This window comes from Variovorax paradoxus, assembly GCF_030815975.1.
Classification (GTDB): domain Bacteria; phylum Pseudomonadota; class Gammaproteobacteria; order Burkholderiales; family Burkholderiaceae_C; genus Variovorax; species Variovorax paradoxus_N.
This window is the reverse complement of the sequence record NZ_JAUSXL010000001.1, coordinates 686680-705379: the sequence shown is the minus strand read 5'-3', so window position 1 is coordinate 705379 and position 18700 is coordinate 686680. Positions and strand designations below refer to the sequence as shown.

General features: G+C 66.1%; 15 protein-coding genes. 8 read left to right on the top strand and 7 right to left on the bottom strand.

What is annotated here, in order from left to right; translation table 11 throughout:
* Positions 1-3 precede the first annotated feature (3 nt).
* Both QFZ47_RS03395 and QFZ47_RS03390 read right to left on the bottom strand, forming a co-directional pair.
* Complete coding sequence (locus QFZ47_RS03395) at positions 4-696, bottom strand: helix-turn-helix domain-containing protein (protein WP_307654285.1); 693 nt, start codon at positions 694-696, stop codon at positions 4-6.
* Positions 697-1272: 576 nt separating this feature from the next.
* Positions 1273-2169 carry a LysR family transcriptional regulator gene (locus QFZ47_RS03390; protein ID WP_307654284.1) on the bottom strand — a complete coding sequence of 299 codons (897 nt, stop codon included), beginning with the start codon at positions 2167-2169 and terminating at the stop codon, positions 1273-1275.
* Between the two features lie 123 nt (positions 2170-2292).
* On the opposite strand from QFZ47_RS03390, the gene QFZ47_RS03385 reads away from it, so the two are divergent.
* A complete protein-coding gene (locus QFZ47_RS03385; RefSeq protein WP_307654283.1) occupies positions 2293-2928 on the top strand; it encodes an FMN-dependent NADH-azoreductase in 636 nt (211 codons plus the stop codon).
* Positions 2929-2960: 32 nt separating this feature from the next.
* Here QFZ47_RS03385 and QFZ47_RS03380 read toward each other — a convergent pair whose 3' ends face one another.
* Positions 2961-3164: a hypothetical protein gene (locus QFZ47_RS03380; RefSeq protein ID WP_307654282.1), complete on the bottom strand. Its 204-nt coding sequence runs from the start codon at positions 3162-3164 to the stop codon at positions 2961-2963.
* Positions 3165-3344: 180 nt separating this feature from the next.
* A complete protein-coding gene (fusA, locus tag QFZ47_RS03375; protein ID WP_307654281.1) occupies positions 3345-5405 on the bottom strand; it encodes an elongation factor G in 2061 nt (686 codons plus the stop codon).
* A gap of 164 nt (positions 5406-5569) precedes the next feature.
* Between fusA and QFZ47_RS03370 the strand changes: the two genes are divergently transcribed.
* Complete coding sequence (locus QFZ47_RS03370; protein ID WP_307654280.1) at positions 5570-6484, top strand: bestrophin family protein; 915 nt, start codon at positions 5570-5572, stop codon at positions 6482-6484.
* A gap of 28 nt (positions 6485-6512) precedes the next feature.
* On the opposite strand, the gene QFZ47_RS03365 is transcribed toward QFZ47_RS03370, so the two are convergent.
* A complete protein-coding gene (locus QFZ47_RS03365) occupies positions 6513-8738 on the bottom strand; it encodes a tetratricopeptide repeat protein (protein ID WP_307654279.1) in 2226 nt (741 codons plus the stop codon).
* Positions 8713-8904, bottom strand: a complete 192-nt coding sequence (locus QFZ47_RS03360) for a hypothetical protein (RefSeq protein ID WP_307654278.1) — start codon at positions 8902-8904, stop codon at positions 8713-8715. Before QFZ47_RS03360 ends, QFZ47_RS03365 begins: the two co-directional genes overlap by 26 nt.
* A 20-nt stretch (positions 8905-8924) precedes the next feature.
* Here QFZ47_RS03360 and QFZ47_RS03355 point away from each other — a divergent pair, with 20 nt between their 5' ends.
* The 3 genes from QFZ47_RS03355 (at position 8925) to QFZ47_RS03345 (ending at position 15213) form a co-directional block, all read left to right on the top strand.
* Complete coding sequence (locus QFZ47_RS03355; protein WP_307654277.1) at positions 8925-9392, top strand: DUF4019 domain-containing protein; 468 nt, start codon at positions 8925-8927, stop codon at positions 9390-9392.
* 786 nt (positions 9393-10178) lie between these two features.
* Complete coding sequence (locus QFZ47_RS03350) at positions 10179-14345, top strand: YadA-like family protein (RefSeq protein ID WP_307654276.1); 4167 nt, start codon at positions 10179-10181, stop codon at positions 14343-14345.
* Between the two features lie 31 nt (positions 14346-14376).
* Entirely contained in the window at positions 14377-15213 is an 837-nt protein-coding gene (locus tag QFZ47_RS03345; RefSeq protein WP_307654275.1) for an OmpA family protein, read from the top strand.
* 42 nt (positions 15214-15255) lie between these two features.
* Here QFZ47_RS03345 and QFZ47_RS03340 read toward each other — a convergent pair whose 3' ends face one another.
* Positions 15256-16032 (bottom strand): metallophosphoesterase family protein, encoded by a 777-nt coding sequence (locus QFZ47_RS03340; protein WP_307654274.1) that lies wholly within the window; start codon positions 16030-16032, stop codon positions 15256-15258.
* 130 nt (positions 16033-16162) lie between these two features.
* Between QFZ47_RS03340 and QFZ47_RS03335 the strand changes: the two genes are divergently transcribed.
* The 3 genes from QFZ47_RS03335 (at position 16163) to QFZ47_RS03325 (ending at position 18667) form a co-directional block, all read left to right on the top strand.
* Positions 16163-16996 carry a nucleotidyltransferase gene (locus tag QFZ47_RS03335; protein ID WP_307654273.1) on the top strand — a complete coding sequence of 278 codons (834 nt, stop codon included), beginning with the start codon at positions 16163-16165 and terminating at the stop codon, positions 16994-16996.
* 254 nt (positions 16997-17250) lie between these two features.
* Complete coding sequence (locus tag QFZ47_RS03330) at positions 17251-17895, top strand: hypothetical protein (RefSeq protein WP_307654272.1); 645 nt, start codon at positions 17251-17253, stop codon at positions 17893-17895.
* 22 nt (positions 17896-17917) lie between these two features.
* On the top strand, positions 17918-18667 hold the full coding sequence (locus tag QFZ47_RS03325) for a Crp/Fnr family transcriptional regulator (RefSeq protein ID WP_307654271.1): 750 nt from the start codon (positions 17918-17920) through the stop codon (positions 18665-18667).
* Positions 18668-18700: the final 33 nt, after the last annotated feature.

The following is an 18700-nucleotide window of genomic DNA, read 5'->3' as shown; positions in this document are numbered from 1 at the left end:
GGCTCAATGCCCCTTCTTTTTCAGCGACGCCAAAGGCTCGATCAAGCCGGCAAGGGTATCGGCACTGGCGAAGCCGCCCTTCTCGATCCAGTCCCGCGCGTCTTCCGAAGGCTTGAGCAGCTTCTTGATCTCCCGGCGGGGTGCATCCGGCCGGTCCACGGTTTCACGTGGTTTCACGGACGGTATGGCGGCCAGTGCCTTGCGCATCTGTGCTTGCGGCAGTGCTTCCAGCGCCTTGCGCATCTTCTCGCTCGGCAGGGAGTTGAACAGCTGGCGCAGTTGTTCTTCCGGTGCGCTTTCCATGGCATGCCGAAGCTCCGACGCAGCGCCTGCAACCGGCAGCGGCCCCTTGCCCGTCGCCAGCCGCCTGTCTGACGGCAGCACGCTTGGTCGTGGCGCCTTGGTGGGCGCTGGCAGCCGTGCATCCTGGAGTTCTCGGCCGACAGGATCGGCTTTGCCGAGCAAGTCGAGGTCCTTTTCGATGCCCAGCACCTGCATGACGGCGAGGTAGGCTCCCATGGTCACCCCCGATCCACCGCGCTCCAGGCTGCGCAGTGTCATGGGCGCCATCCCGGCTCGCTCGGCAACCTGCTTGGCCGAGAGCCGTCGACGCAGCCGCGCCAGGCGCAGACGATCGCCGAACTGGCGCAGCAATTCGTCGGTGGCGGGAAGCAAAGAGGCAGTCTTATTGGCCATGAAGCCATTATTTTACTCATTATCGCGAAAAAACGCCAGAATATTTACACATTGACCGCCCCCATCCAGATCACTCATGATAAGTGTCACTATTTTGGCTTTATTTGCCTGAGGAAGCCATATTTCTAGCATCCAACGATCCGACCGGACACGGCGCCACAGGACATGCAGTAGGGAGCCATCGCCCCGGCCGGGACCGACCAGCAAGACGGGACTTCCCTCGGAACGCGATCTGCACCTCGCCACCTGTCAGTCGATCAACAGCGAGGGAGGGGTCAGTCTTAGACGGAAATTAATGCGTCCAAGTAGTTGATTTCTTCGGGTTTCGGATTTATCAGTCGAAGTCCGCGTCGTCCGGCCCGACGTGCGCCGGCGAACGCCAGCTCGCATCGCGCATTGAACTGCGGGTTCAAGCAGTCTCTCGGGCGCGTCGACGCAGGTTCGAAAGAAGTCTCGCAAGTCCTCGACGAACAATTCCGATTGCTCGAAGGCCGCGAAATGACCGCCTTTGGGCATGTCGCGCCAGTAGCGAATGTTTCGGAGTCGGCCTGCCTTCATGTCGAAACGCACGAGCGGTCACGAGCAAAGACGCCGCTGGAGTTCGTCGAGCAGCCAGCGCCCTGCTGGGCCAAGCGCACGGTCTCGCTTATGGGCTGCATAGATCGTCAGTCCCTCACGCGGTGTGGGATCGTCTTGAATCTCGAGCGCCTTCAGCAGCCCGGTTCTGAGCGGGTCCGTCACAAGATGCTCGGGCATCCGGCACCAGCCGAACCCCGCGAGCAGGAAATCGAGTCGACGTCCCAGGTCAACGAAGCGCCACAGCCTTGCGCTGGACAGCCCGTAGTTCGCGCTGCCAGGGTCAACCGGATCAGACAGCACGAGTTGCACGTGCGGCTCGAGGTCGCTCGGGGTTGCCGGATGCCCGAGCGAAGCGAGGGCGTGCCCGGGCGCGACGACAGGTCGCATGCCGACCCGCAGCAACGGGTAGGCGACGATGTCGTCAGGCACGGCAGGCAAGAGCAAGCACATGGCCAACGCTGCCGAGCCGCTGCGCAAGCGCCGCAGTGAGCCGCCCAGTCCCTCGGTCGAGAAGCTGACCGGAAGATCAGGAAAGGTATCGCCGAGCGCGCGCAGGCTTTCGATCAGTGGCGCTGTCGGGACCAAGGGATCGATCGCGATCGCCAGCTCTGGCTCCAGGCCCGCCCGGTTGCTTGCCGCCACAGCTTCGAACCGAGCCGCGCTCGCCAATACCAGTCGAGCCTGCTCGACGAGCACGCGTCCGATGCCGGTCAACTGTGGTCTGTGGCTTCCCCGGTCGAACAACTCGACGCCCTGTATGGCTTCCAGCGTGCCGATGGCTTGGCTGATCGCTGATTGCGCGCGCCTGAGTTGGCGGCCAGCAGCCGAAAAACTGCCGGCGTCTGCGATCGTCACGAGGACGCGCAGCTGATCAAGAGTAAGGGAGCCGATCACGATCCATCATAAAGGCAGATGGAAAGTATCAATTTTTAATCTCTTCCAGAAGAGGGTCGGCGCACTTAGATTGGGGCAGATGCAACCAACTCCGGCCGACCACTTTTCCTGAAGAGACCTTTGATGAACAAGCTTCTTGTCGTACAGACCAGCCCGCGTGGCGAAAACTCCATCTCGCGTCACATGACCCGGTGTTTCGTGCAGGCGTGGCAGGCAGCACGTCCACGCGGCGAAGTCGTCCACCGCGATCTCGTGGAAACCAAGCTTCCATTTGTCACCGGTCCTTGGCTGCAGGCCTATTTCACGCCGCCCGCGCAGCAATCGGTCGAGATGAAGGAGGAACTTCGCTTGTCCGACGAATTGGTCGCTGAACTGCTTGCGGCAGACCACATCGTGATTTCGACGCCGATCCACAACTACAACGTGCCGGCCTCGCTGAAAGCATGGGTCGATCACATCGTCCGCAAGGGGCTGACGCTCGGTTTCGAAGGACAAGGCCTTGTCACCGGCAAGAAGGCGACGTTGCTGCTCGCTTCGGGCGGTGTCTACACGGAGGGCTCGCCGATCCGCAGCCGCGACATTGCGACGCAGTATCTGCGCCTCATCCTGAACGTCATCGGCGTCGACGATGTCACGGTTGTGGCCGGCGGCGGTGCCAAGGCCGTCGACCTGCGTGAGCAGACCATGGACGCCTTCCTGGCCAAGCTGCGGCCCGACATCGAGCACGCCGCAGCCATCGAATCCGCGGTGCTGCAATGACCGGCGTCGCCGACCTCGCGGATAGAGAAGGCTCAGGCTGCGTTCCAGGCAACCTCTGGCAGCATGGAGATTCGTTCGAACTGTTCGGTTGCGATGGCCGCCTGCATGTTGCGCTTGACGAAGTACAGCGCTGCGGTGGTCACGCCCAGCGTCGTCAACAGAACGATCGCGACCACGCCCACAGACAGCCGGGCTCGCAGGCCGAGGCGAGAGAGGCGAAGAATTGGCACGCGCATCGTGTGGAGCTCAGGTCAGAGCAACTGCAGCACGATGCCGCAGACTGGAGGCGTTGCGTTGTGCCGGGCCTGCACACGGCCAGCGCGCTGCCCGAGCATACCGATTGAAGGTCTTCGGACATACAGGGAAAGCGACTGCAAGCGTTCAAACCGTAGCTCAGGCCCCTGGCCGTGGCACCACTAGTCTTCGTCGCGCACCCGATACTGCCCCACCAGCGCCTGCTGCACGGCCGGTGGCACCGCTTCGTAGTGCGACAGCGCGATGGTGTAGCGGCCCTGGCCGCTGGTCATTGCATTGAGCCGCGACTGGTAGCTCGCCAGTTCGGCCTCGGGCACCTGCCCGCCGATCGCCACCGTGCCGCCTCCCAGGCCCGACGTGCCGGTGACCAGGCCGCGCCGCGACGACAGGTCGCTCGTGACATCGCCCACAGCATGCTCGGGCACGGCGATCTCGATCTGCACGATCGGCTCGAGCACTGCCGGCCGGGCCTCGCGGATCGCGGCCATGAAGGCCTTGCGGCCGGCGGTCGCGAAGGCGATGTCCTTGCTGTCGACGCTGTGGTGCTTGCCGTCGTACACCACCACACGCACGTCGACCACGGGGTAGCCCGCGATCGCGCCGTACGCCAGCACCTCGCGCACGCCCTTCTCGACCGCGGGGATGAACTGGCCCGGGATGGCCCCGCCCCTGACTTCGTCGGCAAACTCAAAACCCGCGCCGCGCGCGAGCGGCTCGATGCGCAGGAAGACCTCGGCGAACTGGCCGGCGCCGCCGGTCTGCTTCTTGTGGCGGTGGTGGCCCTCGGCCGGCGCGGTCACGGTCTCGCGGTAGGCGATGCGCGGCGGCCGCGTCAGGACCTCGAAGCGGTACACCTCGCGCAGGCGCTCGAGCACGATGCGCAGGTGCAGCTCGCCCAGGCCGTAGAGCACCGTCTCGTTGGTGGCGGCCACGTGCTCGATGCGCAGGCACGGGTCCTCGGCCGCGAGCTTGCCGAGGATCTCCCAGGCGCGCTGCTCGTCGCCATGGCGCTTGGGTTCCACGGCCAGGCCGTGCACCGGCACCGGGAACGCGAGCGGCGCAAGGTGCACGTGGGCGTCTTCCGCCGCGTCGTGCAGCACCGCATCGAAATGGATCTCCTCGACCTTGGCCACCGCCACGATGTCGCCCGGCACCGCGTGCGACACCTCCACATGGTCCTTGCCCTGCAGCATGAACAGGTGCCCCACCTTGAAGGGCTTGCGGCCGTCGCCGATGTAGAGCTGGCTGTCGCGCGTGAGCGTGCCCTGGTGCACGCGAAAGATGCCCATCCTGCCGACATAGGGGTCGACCGTGACCTTGAACACGTGCGCCAGCACGTGCAGCGACGGGTCGGGCTTGGCCTCCATGGGCTTGGCCTCTGCGCCCTCGCCAACGATGAAGTTCGGCGGGTTGGCCTCGGTCGGGTCGGGCAGGAGTTTGACGATCACGTCCAGCAGCTCGGCCAGGCCGGCGCCGCTGCGCGACGAGACGAAGCACACCGGGATCAGGTGGCCTTCGCGCAGCGCCTGCTCGAGCGGCGCATGCAGCTCGGACGGATCCACGTCGCCCTCCTCGAGGTAGCGGTCGACGAAGGCCGCGTCGACCTCGACCACCTGCTCCACCAGCGCGCGGTGCGCCGCTTCGACGGGGCCGAAGTCGGACTGCCCGAAGCGGTTGAAGAAGCAGTCCACCACCTGCCGGCCGACCCCGTCGGGCAGGTTCAGCGGCAGGCATTCGCGGCCGAAGGTCGCCTGGATGTCGGCCAGCAGGCCCGCCAGCGAGACGCCCTGCGAGTCGATCTTGTTGACGATGATCATGCGGGCGAGGTGGCGCGAGGCCGCGTACTCCATCATGCGCACCGTCATCGGCTCGATGCCGGTGGCGGCATTGATGACCACCGCCGCCGTCTCGACCGCCTCCAGCGCCGGCAGGCTCTGGCCGAGGAAGTCGGGCCCGCCGGGCGTGTCGATGAAGTGGATGCGCGTGCCGGCGTGCGTGAGGTGCATCACCGACGCGTTGAGCGAGTGCAGCATGCGGCGCTCCAGCGGGTCGAAGTCGCTGACGGTGCTGCCGCGCTCGATGCTGCCGCATGCTGCGATGGCGCCCGCCTTGTGCAGCAGGCTCTCGGCCAGCGAACTCTTGCCGGCGGCCGAGGCGCCCACGAGCGCCAGCGTTCGCACTGCCTCCATTTCGGCCGGGAGGCCGTTCGATCGGCTTGGCATGGCATGCACTCCTTTGCGCGCCCGCAAGGCGGCCCGGCGGCCCGCTGGGGCTCGGGTGCTGCACATGGACGCCGGGCCAGCGTACGGGATTGGCGGGGGCGATGCAAGCTGGTGGCATGGCGCCTGCCCAAAGTGCCGTGCCCCGCGCGGATAATCGCCGCTCGATGATCGTTCGACCCCGCCCCCACTGGCTGCGCATGCTCTTTGTCTGGCGCGGCTCGGTCCTGCTCGACATCACGCCGCAGCTGCTGTGGACCACCGCGTTCGCGCTGCTCGTGACGGTGCTGCACGGCCGCCTGTTCCAGTGGAAGGTGCCGCTCAACTTCGTGCCCTTCTCGCTGATCGGGCTCACGCTCGCGATCTTCCTGGGCTTTCGCAACAGCACGAGCTACTCGCGCTACTGGGAGGCGCGCACCCTGTGGGGCGCGCTGCTCAACGAGAGCCGGTCGCTGGTGCGGCAGCTGCTCACGCTGACCGATGCGCCCGCGGCCCCCGATCTCCCGGTCGCCCGCCTCATCGCGTTCGTGCACGCGCTGCGCCACCAGCTCCGCGGCAGCGACCCGGTCGTCGATCTCGCGCGCCTTCTTCCCCCGGAAGACTGCACGCGCCTGCAGGCCGCGCACTTCAAGCCGGCCATGCTGCTGTTGATGGTGGGAGAGTGGCTGCGAGACCGGCGCCGGCAAGGGCATTTCGACCCGGTGCTGGCCCAGGCCATGGAGGTTCCGCTAGGACGGCTGACGGACGCGCTGGGCGGCTGCGAGCGCATTGCCGGCACCCCCATCCCTTTCACCTACTCGGTCATCATCCACCGCACCATCTATCTCTACTGCGTGCTGCTGCCTTTCGGCCTGGTGGATGCCATCGGCCCCATGACGCCCGTGGTGGTGGCCTTCATTGCCTACACCTTCTTCGCGCTGGAGGCGCTGGGTGCCGAGATCGAGGAGCCCTTCGGCACCGCGGCCAACGACCTGGCGCTGGATGCGATGTCACGCACGATCGAAGCGAGCTTGCGCGAGATGATGGGCGAGCCGCCATCGACCGCCTCCGCCCCGGCGCCCGGCCTCTACATACAGACCTGAGGACGACCGGGCGCAGAGCGCCGCATGCTCAGTGCCCCGTCCAGGCGATGGGTGCCGGCGCCTCGCCTCGCAGATGGCGTTCGTGCATGCGCCGGTACGCGTCCTCGATGCCGCGCCGGTAGCGCTCGACATTGAAAAGCGGCGCCCGGGTTCTTGCCTCGATGAGCTGCTCTCGCTGGCGTTCCAGCACGCCGGGCGTGGCTGCCAGGCTGCACGCCATGGCTTCGTACTGCTGCGGCGAATGTGCCACCAGCTCGGGCAGTCCGACAGCACAGAGAAGGCTCGCCGCTACGCGGCCCGCGAAGGTTTCGCCAAGGCAGGTGAGCATGGGCAAGCCCGCCCACAGGGCATCGCTTCCCGTGGTGTGTGCAGTGCACGGAAAGGTGTCCAGGAACAGATCGGCCAGCGCATGCCGGGCCAGATGAACGGGCAGCGGCTGCCTGGGCGCGAAGACCAGGCGCTGCGCCGCCACGCCCTGCTTCACTGCATGCGCTCGCAGCCTCGCTGCGACGTGGCCGTCCGGCTCGTAGAGCCACAGCACGCTGCCGCTGACCGCGCGCAGGATCCGCATCCACAGCTCGAAAACGGACGGCGTGATCTTGTAGGTGTTGTTGAAGCAGCAGAACACGAAGGCCTCGGCCGGCAATCCGGCGGCGTGCCGCTGCGAGGCCCTGTCGCCCGGCATTGTGGCGATGGGCCGCATGCCGGGGCTGTTGGGCTGGTAGCAGCCGGGCAGCGTCACGATCTTCTCGCTGTAGAACGGCGCATGGTCGATGGGCGTGACGATCGCGTCCCCGATGATGTAGTCGATGAACGCCGCCCCCATGCTGCCCGGATAGCCCAGGTAGTTGACCTGGACCGGGGCCGCGCGTCCCGCGAAGATGCCCGGGCGGCAGTCCTGCGTATAGCCTTTCAGGTCGATCGCGATGTCGATGCCCCGCTCGCGCGCAAGCGCGCAGATCGCCGCATCGGAAATGTCGACGACATCGAGAAAGTGGTCGGCGGCCTTGGCCAGGCGAGCCGCCACGCCGTCGCGGTGCCGCACGCCGAACGAGAACAGGAAAATCTCGAACTGCGTCCGGTCGTGCTGCTCGATGAGTTCGGCCATGAGCACGGCCGTCGCGTGCGCATGGAAATCCGCCGAGAAGTAGCCGATCCGGATGCGCTCGCAGCGCACCGGCCCTGGCATGGGCAGGCACACCACGTTCGCGCACATGTCCTTGGCGAAGGTCTCGCCGGCCTGCCTGACCGATCGAGGATCGTCGCTGCAAACCGCCATGACGAACGGGGTCGCGGACGGCTGGCCGCTCGCGACAGCCGCGCGGACCTTGGCGCGTTCATGCCCGAAATCGTCCCATTGGACCGTCTGCAGCATCGCCAGCAAATGGTCGCCTGCCGCGTAGGCGGGCATCGGAACGGATTGCGCTGCCTGCTGGAAGTGCAGGAACGCTTCTTCATGCCGGCCCACGCACACCAGCGCTCGCCCCGCATGGAGATGATCGAGGCCATCGCCCGCTTCCGACGGCGCACGCACAGCGATGGCCTGCCGGAATGCATCGGCCGCCCTCGCCGGCTCGCCCATTCCCATCAGGACATAGCCGCGCGCCTGGTGAATGCCGGGCGAAACCCTTCCGCGCGCCACCGCGTCCTCGCTCGCAGCCCATGCGTCCTGGTAGCGATGCAAGCCGCACAAGGTATAGATGCGCCTGATCTGCGCATCCTCGTCGTTCGCCGAATGAAGAAGGACTGCATCGAAGTCGTCGAGCGCCTCTGCATGGCGCGATCGCCTGAGCAGTTCGATCCCGCGGTTGTAGCGCGTGTCGGGCGACGAAGGCTGCATCTCCAGCGCGCGGTTGTAGCAAGCGAGCGCCTCGTCGTGGCGGCCCAGTCGCACGAGCGTGATGCCGCAGTTCGTCAGCACGTCGTAGGCGTTCGGGTTCAGGGCAAGTGCGGTCTGGAAAGCGTCCACGGCCTCTTCGTACTTTTCGAGGCGGTGCAGCGCATTGCCGCGCGTCGCGTGCGCATTGGGCACCCGTGCTTCCCTGGCAATGGAAAGATCCGCGTAGTGCAGCGCGATCTCGGGGCGATTCTTTTGAAGATTCAGGATAGCGAGCATTGCGAGACTCGCGTGATGCGCGGGCCTGCGCGCCAGGAGCGCTTCATAGGCAGCTTCGGCCTCTTTCAATTGCCCGTCTTGGTGCAGGCGCAAGGCGGCATTGAACTCGCGGTCATTGTCGATCTCTGGCTTTTCCATCTTCTCTTTCTCGAGGGCGCTTTTTTGCACCAAATTGGCGCGCGGAGCCATTAAATGCAATAAAAAAGTTTTCACAAATCAATTCAACAGCCTTGGATCGCGTTCCTGCCAGCCAGGGAGCAGAAAATCGACTGGCATCCAGCGGCAACACTTTAGAGGGCTGCATGTAACTTCGGACATACTTGCATGTCGAAATTCAAAACACTCCTCGAAACTCAGATGACCTCAAAAAGCAAACTGCTGCTCGGCACGGCCCTTCTGGCCAGTTGGATGGGCCTCGCCTCGGCCCAGGACGCCGATCCGACGAACATGGTCCGCGGGGGCCTGCAGGCCATCCAGTTGGTGGATCAGGGCAAGATCGGCGAGATCTGGGACGGTGCGACCTCGGTGACCAAGAAGCGCGTGGCACGTACCGAATTCGTTCGCCAGGTCGAGGCCTCGCGTTCGCCGCTCGGCGCGGCCCAGCAGCGCACCTGGGTCTCGGTCAATCGCCAGATGGTCGCAAATGAAGATGCCGACCTGTCCGGCCAGTACATCAACGTCGAGTACGAAACCCGTTTTGCCAACGCCGCCAACCGCGTGGTGCGCGAGATGGCGAGCTTTCGCCTCGAGCGCGACGGCACGTGGCGCCTGAGCGGCTACGTGCTGCGATAAGCCGGCGCCAACGCGCCGCCACTGCGCGGCGCCTCCTTGCGCGAATGCCGCCGTGCCGCAGGCATTCGCAGCCCATTGCTCCCGCTCGAACAGGCGCCGCCTTGTTTCTTGAGCCATCGTCAGGGCACTAGCCCATCGGCGCAGTTCGCGCCGAGACAGACCCCACGACACGCCCAAAACGGCCTCCAGTTCTCGTGCTGGCAGCGGCCGCCCTCCCTCGGCAAAGCCATCCAAAGCGAACCGTCCAGCGCCTGCGGGCGTATGGGTTCGAACGCTCGCGCCGGGGGCCCGCTGCATTCATGGAATTGGCTCCTACCGCCAAGAAGCAGCCGATTTGAAATTTCAATCAATCAGTCTCGGAATTTATGGCATGGCGAGCGAATTATATAAAAACTTCGTATTACTATTTGTATAAAAAAGATGATAGATATTTAAAATTCAATTACTCGATGGACTATGTTAGGCGAGATCAATTAATAATTAATTAGCATTACTAATCATAGGCCAAGATCAATAGAAATTTCCAATCTCCTCTGCCGCGTTGCAACGACGTTAATTCGCCACACCAGCGGTTGCATCCGTTGACGATCTCTTAAGATCCGCCAAAAAAATGTTTCCGTTTAATTGCAATCTGCTGAATAGTTTTACGACTATTTCTAAAGGTTCTATGGGCGCACCACGGTCGACGCCAATAGCTCGCACTTGAGTAAGACTTTTGGCGTCTTTATTGCCGCATGCGCTGACAGCAGGCGCAGTGGCAGCAAATGAACTATTGAGGAGAAATGCATGAATAAGTCGTACCGCAGTATCTGGAACGAGGCACTGGGCGCCTGGGTGGCGGCCTCGGAACTCGCATCGAGCCGGGGCAAGAAGGGTTCCTCGCGCGCCCCGGCGAGCGGCCCGGATGCCGAGACAACGCGGCGAGCGGAAACCTCAAAGCTCCACGGCAAGTTCGCCAGGATCGTGGTCGCGCTGGCGGCGATGGGCGGAATGGGTTGGGCCTCGTCGGTCCAGGCCCAGGCGCTCTGTTCCACGGCTCCGTACTACTCCTACAGCGGCAGCTCGACCTGTGCAGGTCAGCAGTCCGAAGCGACTTTCGCTGGAGCCACTGCAATAGGTTTCAACGCGTCCAGTGGCGGCATAAATGCCACGAGTCTCGGCATCAACGCCATTGCCTCCGCGACCAATGCCATTTACGTGGGCGCGCGCACAGTCGCTGGGACCGGTGCATTGGCCGAGAGCGCCATTGCAATCGGCACAGACGTGAAGGCCAGCGGGGTCTTCTCCACAGCGATCGGCATCAGGGCAGCCGCCGCCGGACGGGCAGCAGTCGCCATGGGTCAGGACACGGACGCGCAGTCGGCGAACAGTGTTGCCATTGGTTTGCAAGCCGCCACGTCAGGTGTAAGCGGTGCGGTTGCGATCGGCGCCCGCTCGACCACGAGTGGTACTAACGCGACAGCGATCGGGGTCGACGCGAATGCCACGCAGACCAATTCCTTCGCCGCCGGCACCGGAGCCATTGCCGCCGGAGTCAACTCGATTTACATCGGCGCTCGCTCCGCTGCAGGGACCGGCGCGCTGGTCGAAAGCGCGATCGCAATCGGTACCGACGTGCAGGCTAGCGCCACCAGGGCCGTTGCCATCGGCTTTCAAGCCAACGCCAGCGGTGCCGATGCGTTCGCTGGCGGCCGTCAGGCAACGGCAAGCAACGCCGCAGCCACCGCCGTCGGGAACAGCGCCCGGGCGTTGGGGGATAGTTCGCTTGCACTCGGAGCGCAAGCGCTTGCTATCGGGGACAGCACGGTTGCAGTCGGCCAGGGCGCCGGTGCGGGCTCAACGGCCGCCAACACGGGTTCGGTCGCAGTGGGCATTGCCGCAGGAACACTGGTCAGTGGCGCGCAGAACACCGCCATGGGCGGCGGCATTGCGAGCGTGATGCGGGGCGCGGGTTCGGGCGTCACGGGAACGCGCAACGTCGCCTTCGGTTCGGGCGATGGCACGGTCGCCTACGATGGCACCTTGAAGGCTTCGGCAGGCAGCCTGGTCAGCGGCAACGACAATGTCGCCATCGGCACCAACGCGGGCATCGGTGTCGCGGCCAACGCGACGACGTCGATCGGCTTCAACGCAAAAGCGACTGCGGACAACGCGATCGCCATGGGTACTTCCGCAGTTGCCAACACGGCCGAGGCAGTTGCAATCGGCACCAACGCGACCGCCACTGGTGGTCGCTCGGTCTCCATCGGCTCGGGCAACGTTGCCAACGGCAACGGCGCGGTCGCAATCGGCGACCCCAACACCGCAACCGGTGACGGCGCGATCGCGAGCGGTATGGACAACACCGCGACCGGCAACGGCTCGGTCGCAATGGGCAACACCAACATGGTGGGCGGCGGCGGGCAAGGGGTGAGCACGCCCGGCACGGCAGCGCAGGGCGCGGTCGGCATCGGCTACCGGAACACCGTGGTCGGGCAGGGCAGCGTCGCGATCGGCAGCACCAGCAAGGCCCTGGCGGCGGGCGCCGTGGCATTCGGCGATACGGCCTTGGCGAACAACGCTGGCGACGTGGCTTTGGGTTCCGGCTCCACGACGAGCAAGGCGATCGACACGCCCAGTGCAGTGATTGGTGGCACCACCTACAACTTCGCCGGCACCAACCCGCCGAGCACGGTCAGTGTCGGCTCGCTGGGTGCGGAGCGCACCATCACCAACGTGGCGGCCGGCCAGATTACCGGCACCTCGACCGACGCCATCAACGGCTCGCAGTTGTTCGGCACCAACCAGCAGGTGACGGCGAACACGACTTCGATCACCAATCTCAACAACCAGGTCGGCGACATCAACAACGGCGCGGGCATCAAGTACTTCCACGCCAACTCCACCCTGCCCGACTCGCAGGCCGTCGGTGTAAATTCCGTCGCCATCGGCCCGAACGCAGTGGCCAACAACGCCAGCGACGTGGCATTGGGCTCGGGCTCGACGACGGCCGCAACAGTCCAGACTGCGAGCACCGTGATCGGCGGCACAACCTACAACTTTGCCGGCACCACACCGCTGAGCACCGTGAGCGTTGGCGCAGCGGGCGCCGAGCGCACCATCACCAACGTGGCGGCCGGCCAAATTACCGGGACCTCCACCGATGCCGTCAACGGCTCGCAGCTGTTCGCTACCAACCAGCAGGTGACGGCGAACACGACTTCGATCAACAACATCAACAGCCAGATCGGCGACATCAACAACGGCGCGGGCATCAAGTACTTCCACGCCAACTCCGTCCTGCCCGACTCGAAGGCCTTGGGGACCAACTCCGTCGCCATCGGCCCGAACGCGGTAGCCAACAATGCCGGCGATGTGGCGCTGGGCTCTGGATCGACGACGACGGCCGCAGTCGGCACGGCCAGTACCGTCATCGACGGTATCACCTACAACTTCGCCGGCACCACGCCGGCAAGCACGGTCAGCGTCGGTGCCGTGGGTGCGGAGCGCACGATCACCAACGTGGCGGCCGGCAGCATTTCCGCTACCTCGACCGACGCCATCAACGGCAGCCAGTTGTTCGCCACCAACCAGTCGATCGAGAACCTGAGCAGCACGGTCACGGCCAACAAGACCCGCTACTACAGCGTCAACTCCACGGGCGGCGGCAATGAGAACAACCTCGGCGCAACCGGCGCCGACGCCATCGCCTCTGGCAAGGATGCTGCGGCTACGGTCGACGGGGCCATTGCGCTCGGTTCGGGCTCGGTTTCGGACCGCTTCGTGGCGCCCTCGACCGGCAGCATCCCGGCGGGCAGCAGCCTGATCGAATACAACACCACCGACCGCACGCTGCTCGGCGCGCTCTCGGTCGGCAGCGCCACCACGTACCGCCAGATCACCAACGTGGCCGATGGCACGCAGTCGCAGGACGCGGTGACGGTGCGGCAGCTGTCTGGCGCACTGCAGTCGTTCGCGGTGACGCCAACCAAGTATTTCCACGCCAACTCCACCGCGGCGGACTCGCTGGCCATCGGTGCTGAATCGGTGGCGGTCGGCCCTCAGACTGTGGTCAACGGCAACAACGGCGTGGGCATCGGCAATGGCGCCATCGTGCAGCAAAGCGCGCCGGGTGGCATTGCCGTCGGCCAAGGTGCCACGTCGCATCTGGCGGACTCGATTGCAATGGGCACCAACGCCTCGGCCGCCGGAGTTCAGGGCGTGGCACTGGGCGCGGGCACCAGCGTGACGCAGGCCGGCGGCGTGGCGCTGGGCGCGGGCTCGGTGGCCTCCACCGCGGCGGGCGTGGCCGGCTATGTGCCGCCCACGGCCACCGAAGCGCAGCGCATCGCCATCGGCGCCACCACCAGCACGCTGGCGGCGGTGTCCGTGGGCAACGCGGCCAACGGGCAGTTCCGCCAGATCACCGGCGTGGCCGCGGGCTCGGCCGACAGCGATGCGGTCAACGTCTCGCAGCTGCGCGGCGTGCAGGGCCAGGTGGCGGTGATCGACCAGTCGACCGTCAAGTACGACACCAATCCCGATGGCTCGATCAACTACAACAGCGTGTCGATGGGCGGCAGCAACGCGACCGGTCCGGTCACGGTGCACAACGTGGCGCCCGGCGTCGCGGGCACCGACGCGGTCAACGTGAACCAGCTCAACAGCGGCATCGCCGGGGCCAACGCCTACACCGATGCGCGCGTCAACGCGCTGGGCGGCGAGATCCGCAGCATTGCCAAGGACGCCAGCGCGGGCGCGGCCGGCGCGATGGCCATGGCCAACATGCCGCAGGCCTACATCCCGGGCAAGAGCATGGTGTCCGCGGGCGTGGCGGGCTTCGATGGCCAGGCCGCGCTTGCCATCGGCGTGTCGAAGCTTTCGGACAACGGGCGGTGGGTCGTGAAGTTCAGCGGCTCGGCCAACTCCCGCGGAAAAGTCGGCGTGGCGGCCGGTGCGGGCTTCCACTGGTAAGCCGGCGGCATCACAAGAGGAACACAACATCATGACAACGCAATTCCATCGCTTCTCGGCCATTGCAGCGGGCGCCGCGGCACTGCTGGTGCTGCAGGGCTGCAGCTCCTACGTGAGCCGCGGCATCACCGACGACGGCAAGGCCACGGAAGTGGTCTTCCCGAACATCGACAACGACGCATGGCTCAAGGAAGGCACGTTCCCGAACCTGGACAACCTGCGCGCGGTGGCGCCCGGCGTCACGAAGGACCAGCTGTACGACCTGCTCGGCCGGCCTCACTTCAGCGAAGGCATCGCGGGCCCGCGCGAGTGGGACTACATCTTCCATTTCCGCAAGGCCGGCGGCGGGGTGACCACCTGCCAATACAAGGCGATCTTCGACAAGGACTACAAGGCGCAGACCTTCCATTGGCTGCCCGCCGGTTGCAGCGACGTGCTGGCTGCCCGTGCGGTGCCGGCGGTCGAACGGCCGGCCGCCGCGAGCCCGGCTGCTGCGCCGCGCCGCACCACGCTGGGCGCCGATGGCCTGTTCCGTTTCGACGGGGGCTCGATCGCCGACCTGCTGCCCGAGGGGCGCCGCAAGCTCGACGCCCTGGCCGCCGACATCAAGGCGACGGATGCCGTCAAGGTCATCGGCCACACCGACCGGCTCGGCAGCCAGGCCTACAACAACGCGCTCTCGCTGGCGCGCGCCAACACCGTGCGCAGCTACCTCGCGCAGGCCGGCGTGCCGGCGCGCAACATCCAGGTGCAAGGCCGGGGCGAATCGGAGCCGAAGGTGCAATGCACGCAGACCCGTCGCGCCGAGCTGATCGACTGCCTGGCACCGAACCGCCGCGTCGAGATCGAGGTGTCGGGAGAGCGTTGAGCACGAAGCTGGCGCCGGCCCGGGCGAACGCATGCGCTTCGCTCAGATCGCCGCCAGCTCGGCTTCGCCCGCGCTCTCGCGCGGCAGCTCGTAGAGAAAGAACGGCGGCGCCTCGGGCCGGCGGCGCTGCAGCAGGGGCTTGGCGACGTTGTAGACCGGCACACCGTTGATGGTTCGCCCCTCGAACGTGCCGCGGTGCGCGTGGCCGTGGAACACCGCATCGATCGGATAGCGCAGCAGCGGCTCTTCCAGCCGGCTGCTGCCCAGGAACGGAAAGATCTCCACTGGCTCGCCCTGCACCGTGGCGACGATCGGCGCGTAGTGCAAAAGCGCGATGCGGCGCCGTGTGCGCAGCTTGGCCAGCGCCGACTCCAGCTTCATCGCCTCGTCGAGCGCCTGCTGCACGAACAGCTTGATCGCCGGCTCGCCCCAGGCGCCGAGCGAGGCGCGGCCGAAGCCGCCCGCGAAGCCCTTGGTGCCGGCAATGCCCACGCCCTCGATCTCGCAGGCCGCACCATCGAGCACGCAAACGCCGGCGTGCGCGAGCGCCTGCGCCACCAGTTCGGGCGTGCCCGATTCGAAGTCGTGGTTGCCGAGCACGGCGACCACCGGGATGGACACGGCGCCCAGCTCTTCGGCCAGCACCTTGGCCTCCTCGGCGGTGCCGTAGTCGGTGAGGTCGCCGCACAGCAGCAGCGCATCGGCCTCGTCGGCGGCCTGGGCGAAGAAGCTGCGCAGCGTGCCAGCCGAGTCCTTGTGCACGTGGATGTCGCCGACCGCGGCGAAGCGCACGTGCGAAGAAGATTTGGGATGGGGCATGGCAGGAAGACTGCGCCCCGGCACGCCCGGCCGTGATCGGCCTCATCCTGCGGCGGCTGTAGGCGCTTGCCGACGCCTGATGGGGCCGTTTGCCCCGAGCCCTGCTGCGGGTGGGTTCTACATTGCCTGCATGGAGCCCACGACCGCCCCCACGCTTTCGCTCGAAGAAGCAGAAGAAGTCGAGCCGCGCGCGGCCGACTTCTACCGGCAGGCGCTGCGCGCGATGAACGATGCGGGCATTCCGTTCCTGGTCGGCGGCGCCTTCGCGCATGCCTGCTACACCGGCATCCGCCGCGCGACCAAGGACCTGGACCTGTTCATCCGCCGCGAAGACTGCGAGCGCATCGCGCAGGTGGCGCAGGCGCACGGTTGGCGCACCGAGATGAGCCACCCACACTGGCTGGCCAAGATGTACGACCGCCCCGAGTTCATCGACCTGATCTTCAACTCGGGCAACGGCCTGATGCCGGTCGACGAGCGCTGGTTCCGGAACAACCACCGCGCCGAGATCCTCGGCGTGCCGGTGCTGGTGGCCAACGCCGAGGACAGCCTGCTGTCCAAGGCCTTCATCATGGAGCGCGAGCGCTACGACGGCGGCGACATCGCCCACCTGCTGCAGGCCACCGCCGAGCGGCTGGACTGGTCCGGCTTGCTGGAACGCTTCGGTCCGCACTGGCGGGTGCTGCTGGCCCACTTGACGCTGTTCGGCTACATCTACCCCGGCGAGCGGCACCGCATTCCCATCTGGGTGCTGGACAGGCTGCTGGCACGCCTGGCCCACGAGATGCAGCAGCCGCCGGACGCGGGCGAGAACGTCTGCGCCGGCACCTTCCTGTCGCGCGAGCAGTACCTCCCCGACATTGAGCAGCTGGGCTACGTGGACGGGCGCCTCACCCCCGCAAGCACCATGACGGCCGAGGACGTGGCCGCCTGGACCGACGCGATTCCGCCCAGGCGAGAGTAACAACCCCTCCGTGTTGTCGCACGCGGGCCACTCACCATTTTGTGGGAGGGCTTCGCGGGGGCCTCCCGGCACAATCGCTCACGGCCACCATTGTGTCCAATTGTGATTCGGAACACATCCACGACTCGAAACTCGATGTCAGACTGCATGTTGCTCCGTAGCATTCCCCTGAAGGCCGCTTGCGAAGCGGGTCGCAGCGATGGTCCAACGATTCAGGGTTTGCCAAATGCACAGAAAGTGGTGTCACGCAGGCGATGCAACGATCGCTCTGCCGCGGATGGAAAACAGGCGCTTCGGGCCGCGATGGCGCGCGGCGCTGGCGCATTTCCTGCCCGCGCGGCATCGCGGTGCCGCCCCGGCGGCGCCGGAAAACAACCGCGGCGCCCTGCCCGACCGGGTTTGCGCGCTTTTCTACATCGCCAACTTCGCGCAGCGAGATCCGGCGCCGGATCCGCGCGAGCCTGCTGGCCTCGGCGGCCGCCGCCGACCTGACCTGCCTGCGCGACGACTGCTTCCTGTTGCGGACCACTGGCGCCTGCACGGCCGGCTCCGCGGCCGGCGAACCGTCCGGCACCGCCCAGCTCGAGGAACTTCTGGCAGGGCTCGGCAGCGAGCCACTGAAGGTGCGCGGCATGACCGCGCTGCCGCGGCTGCATGCGGACTGGATCGCGATGCACGCGCCGACGCGCATGGGTGCCGCGGAAATCGAGCTCGCGCTGTGGGCCGCGCAGGAGCGGCTTGCGCCGGATGTCGTGGTCGACTGCGTCGACCGCGTGTACGACGTGCACGTCGAGAAAAAGGCCGGCAGGCTCTGGCTGCGCGGCCAGGCGCTGCACGAGACCGAAGAACGAAACCGCATCGAGGCGCTGTTCCGGCTGCTCCAGGCGGAATGCAAATGAGGTGACCGACATCACTTTCGCCATGTACCTCCACCCCCTCATCGCCAGCATGTCGCCCGCCGATCGGGCCGCCTTGATCCGCAGCAGCGAACTTCGCTCCTACCGGCGCAACGAGACCGTGCTTGCTGCGGACACCTGGACCGACAGCATCTACTGCGTGGCCACGGGCCTGCTGCGCGCAGTCGATCGGGACGTGACGACCGACTTCATCCGCCGCGGCGACTTCTTCCTCGGCCCTTCGCTGAGCGAGAACAGCTACCAGGCCACCTCGACGCTGGTCGCGGCCCTGCCCTCCTCGGTCTACCTGATGCCGATCACCGCGATTCGCAGGCTGTGTTCGATCTACCCGGAGGTCACACTCGGCCTGCTCGAAATCGCGATGAAGCGCATCACCATGATTCGCGGCCAGCTGCGCCGGATCTCCTCGCTCTCCGCCGAAAACCTGGTCGGCCGCGTGCTCCACGAGCTGACCCAGCTGGCGCCCGCGGGCACCGGCGGCTACGACAAGCGCATCACCCAGGCGGTCATCGCGTCGTATTCGGGGCTCTCGCGCGAGGTGGTCAACAAGACCATGCGCGACCTGGAGAGCCGCGGCCTGGTCCGCCGCGACGACAATGGCATCCACATCCCGCCGAACTTCGCCTCGACGGACTTCGGCAGCCTGCTGCCGGATGCAGCAGCCGCCGAGGCCCACGAGGACCATCCGATGTTCGAGCCCGAGCTGTTCACCGCGCCGGAAGGCATGGGCGACGCCGAATCCAAGCAAGATTGATTTGCCGCGGCATCGCCAGTCGCGCCGATCAAG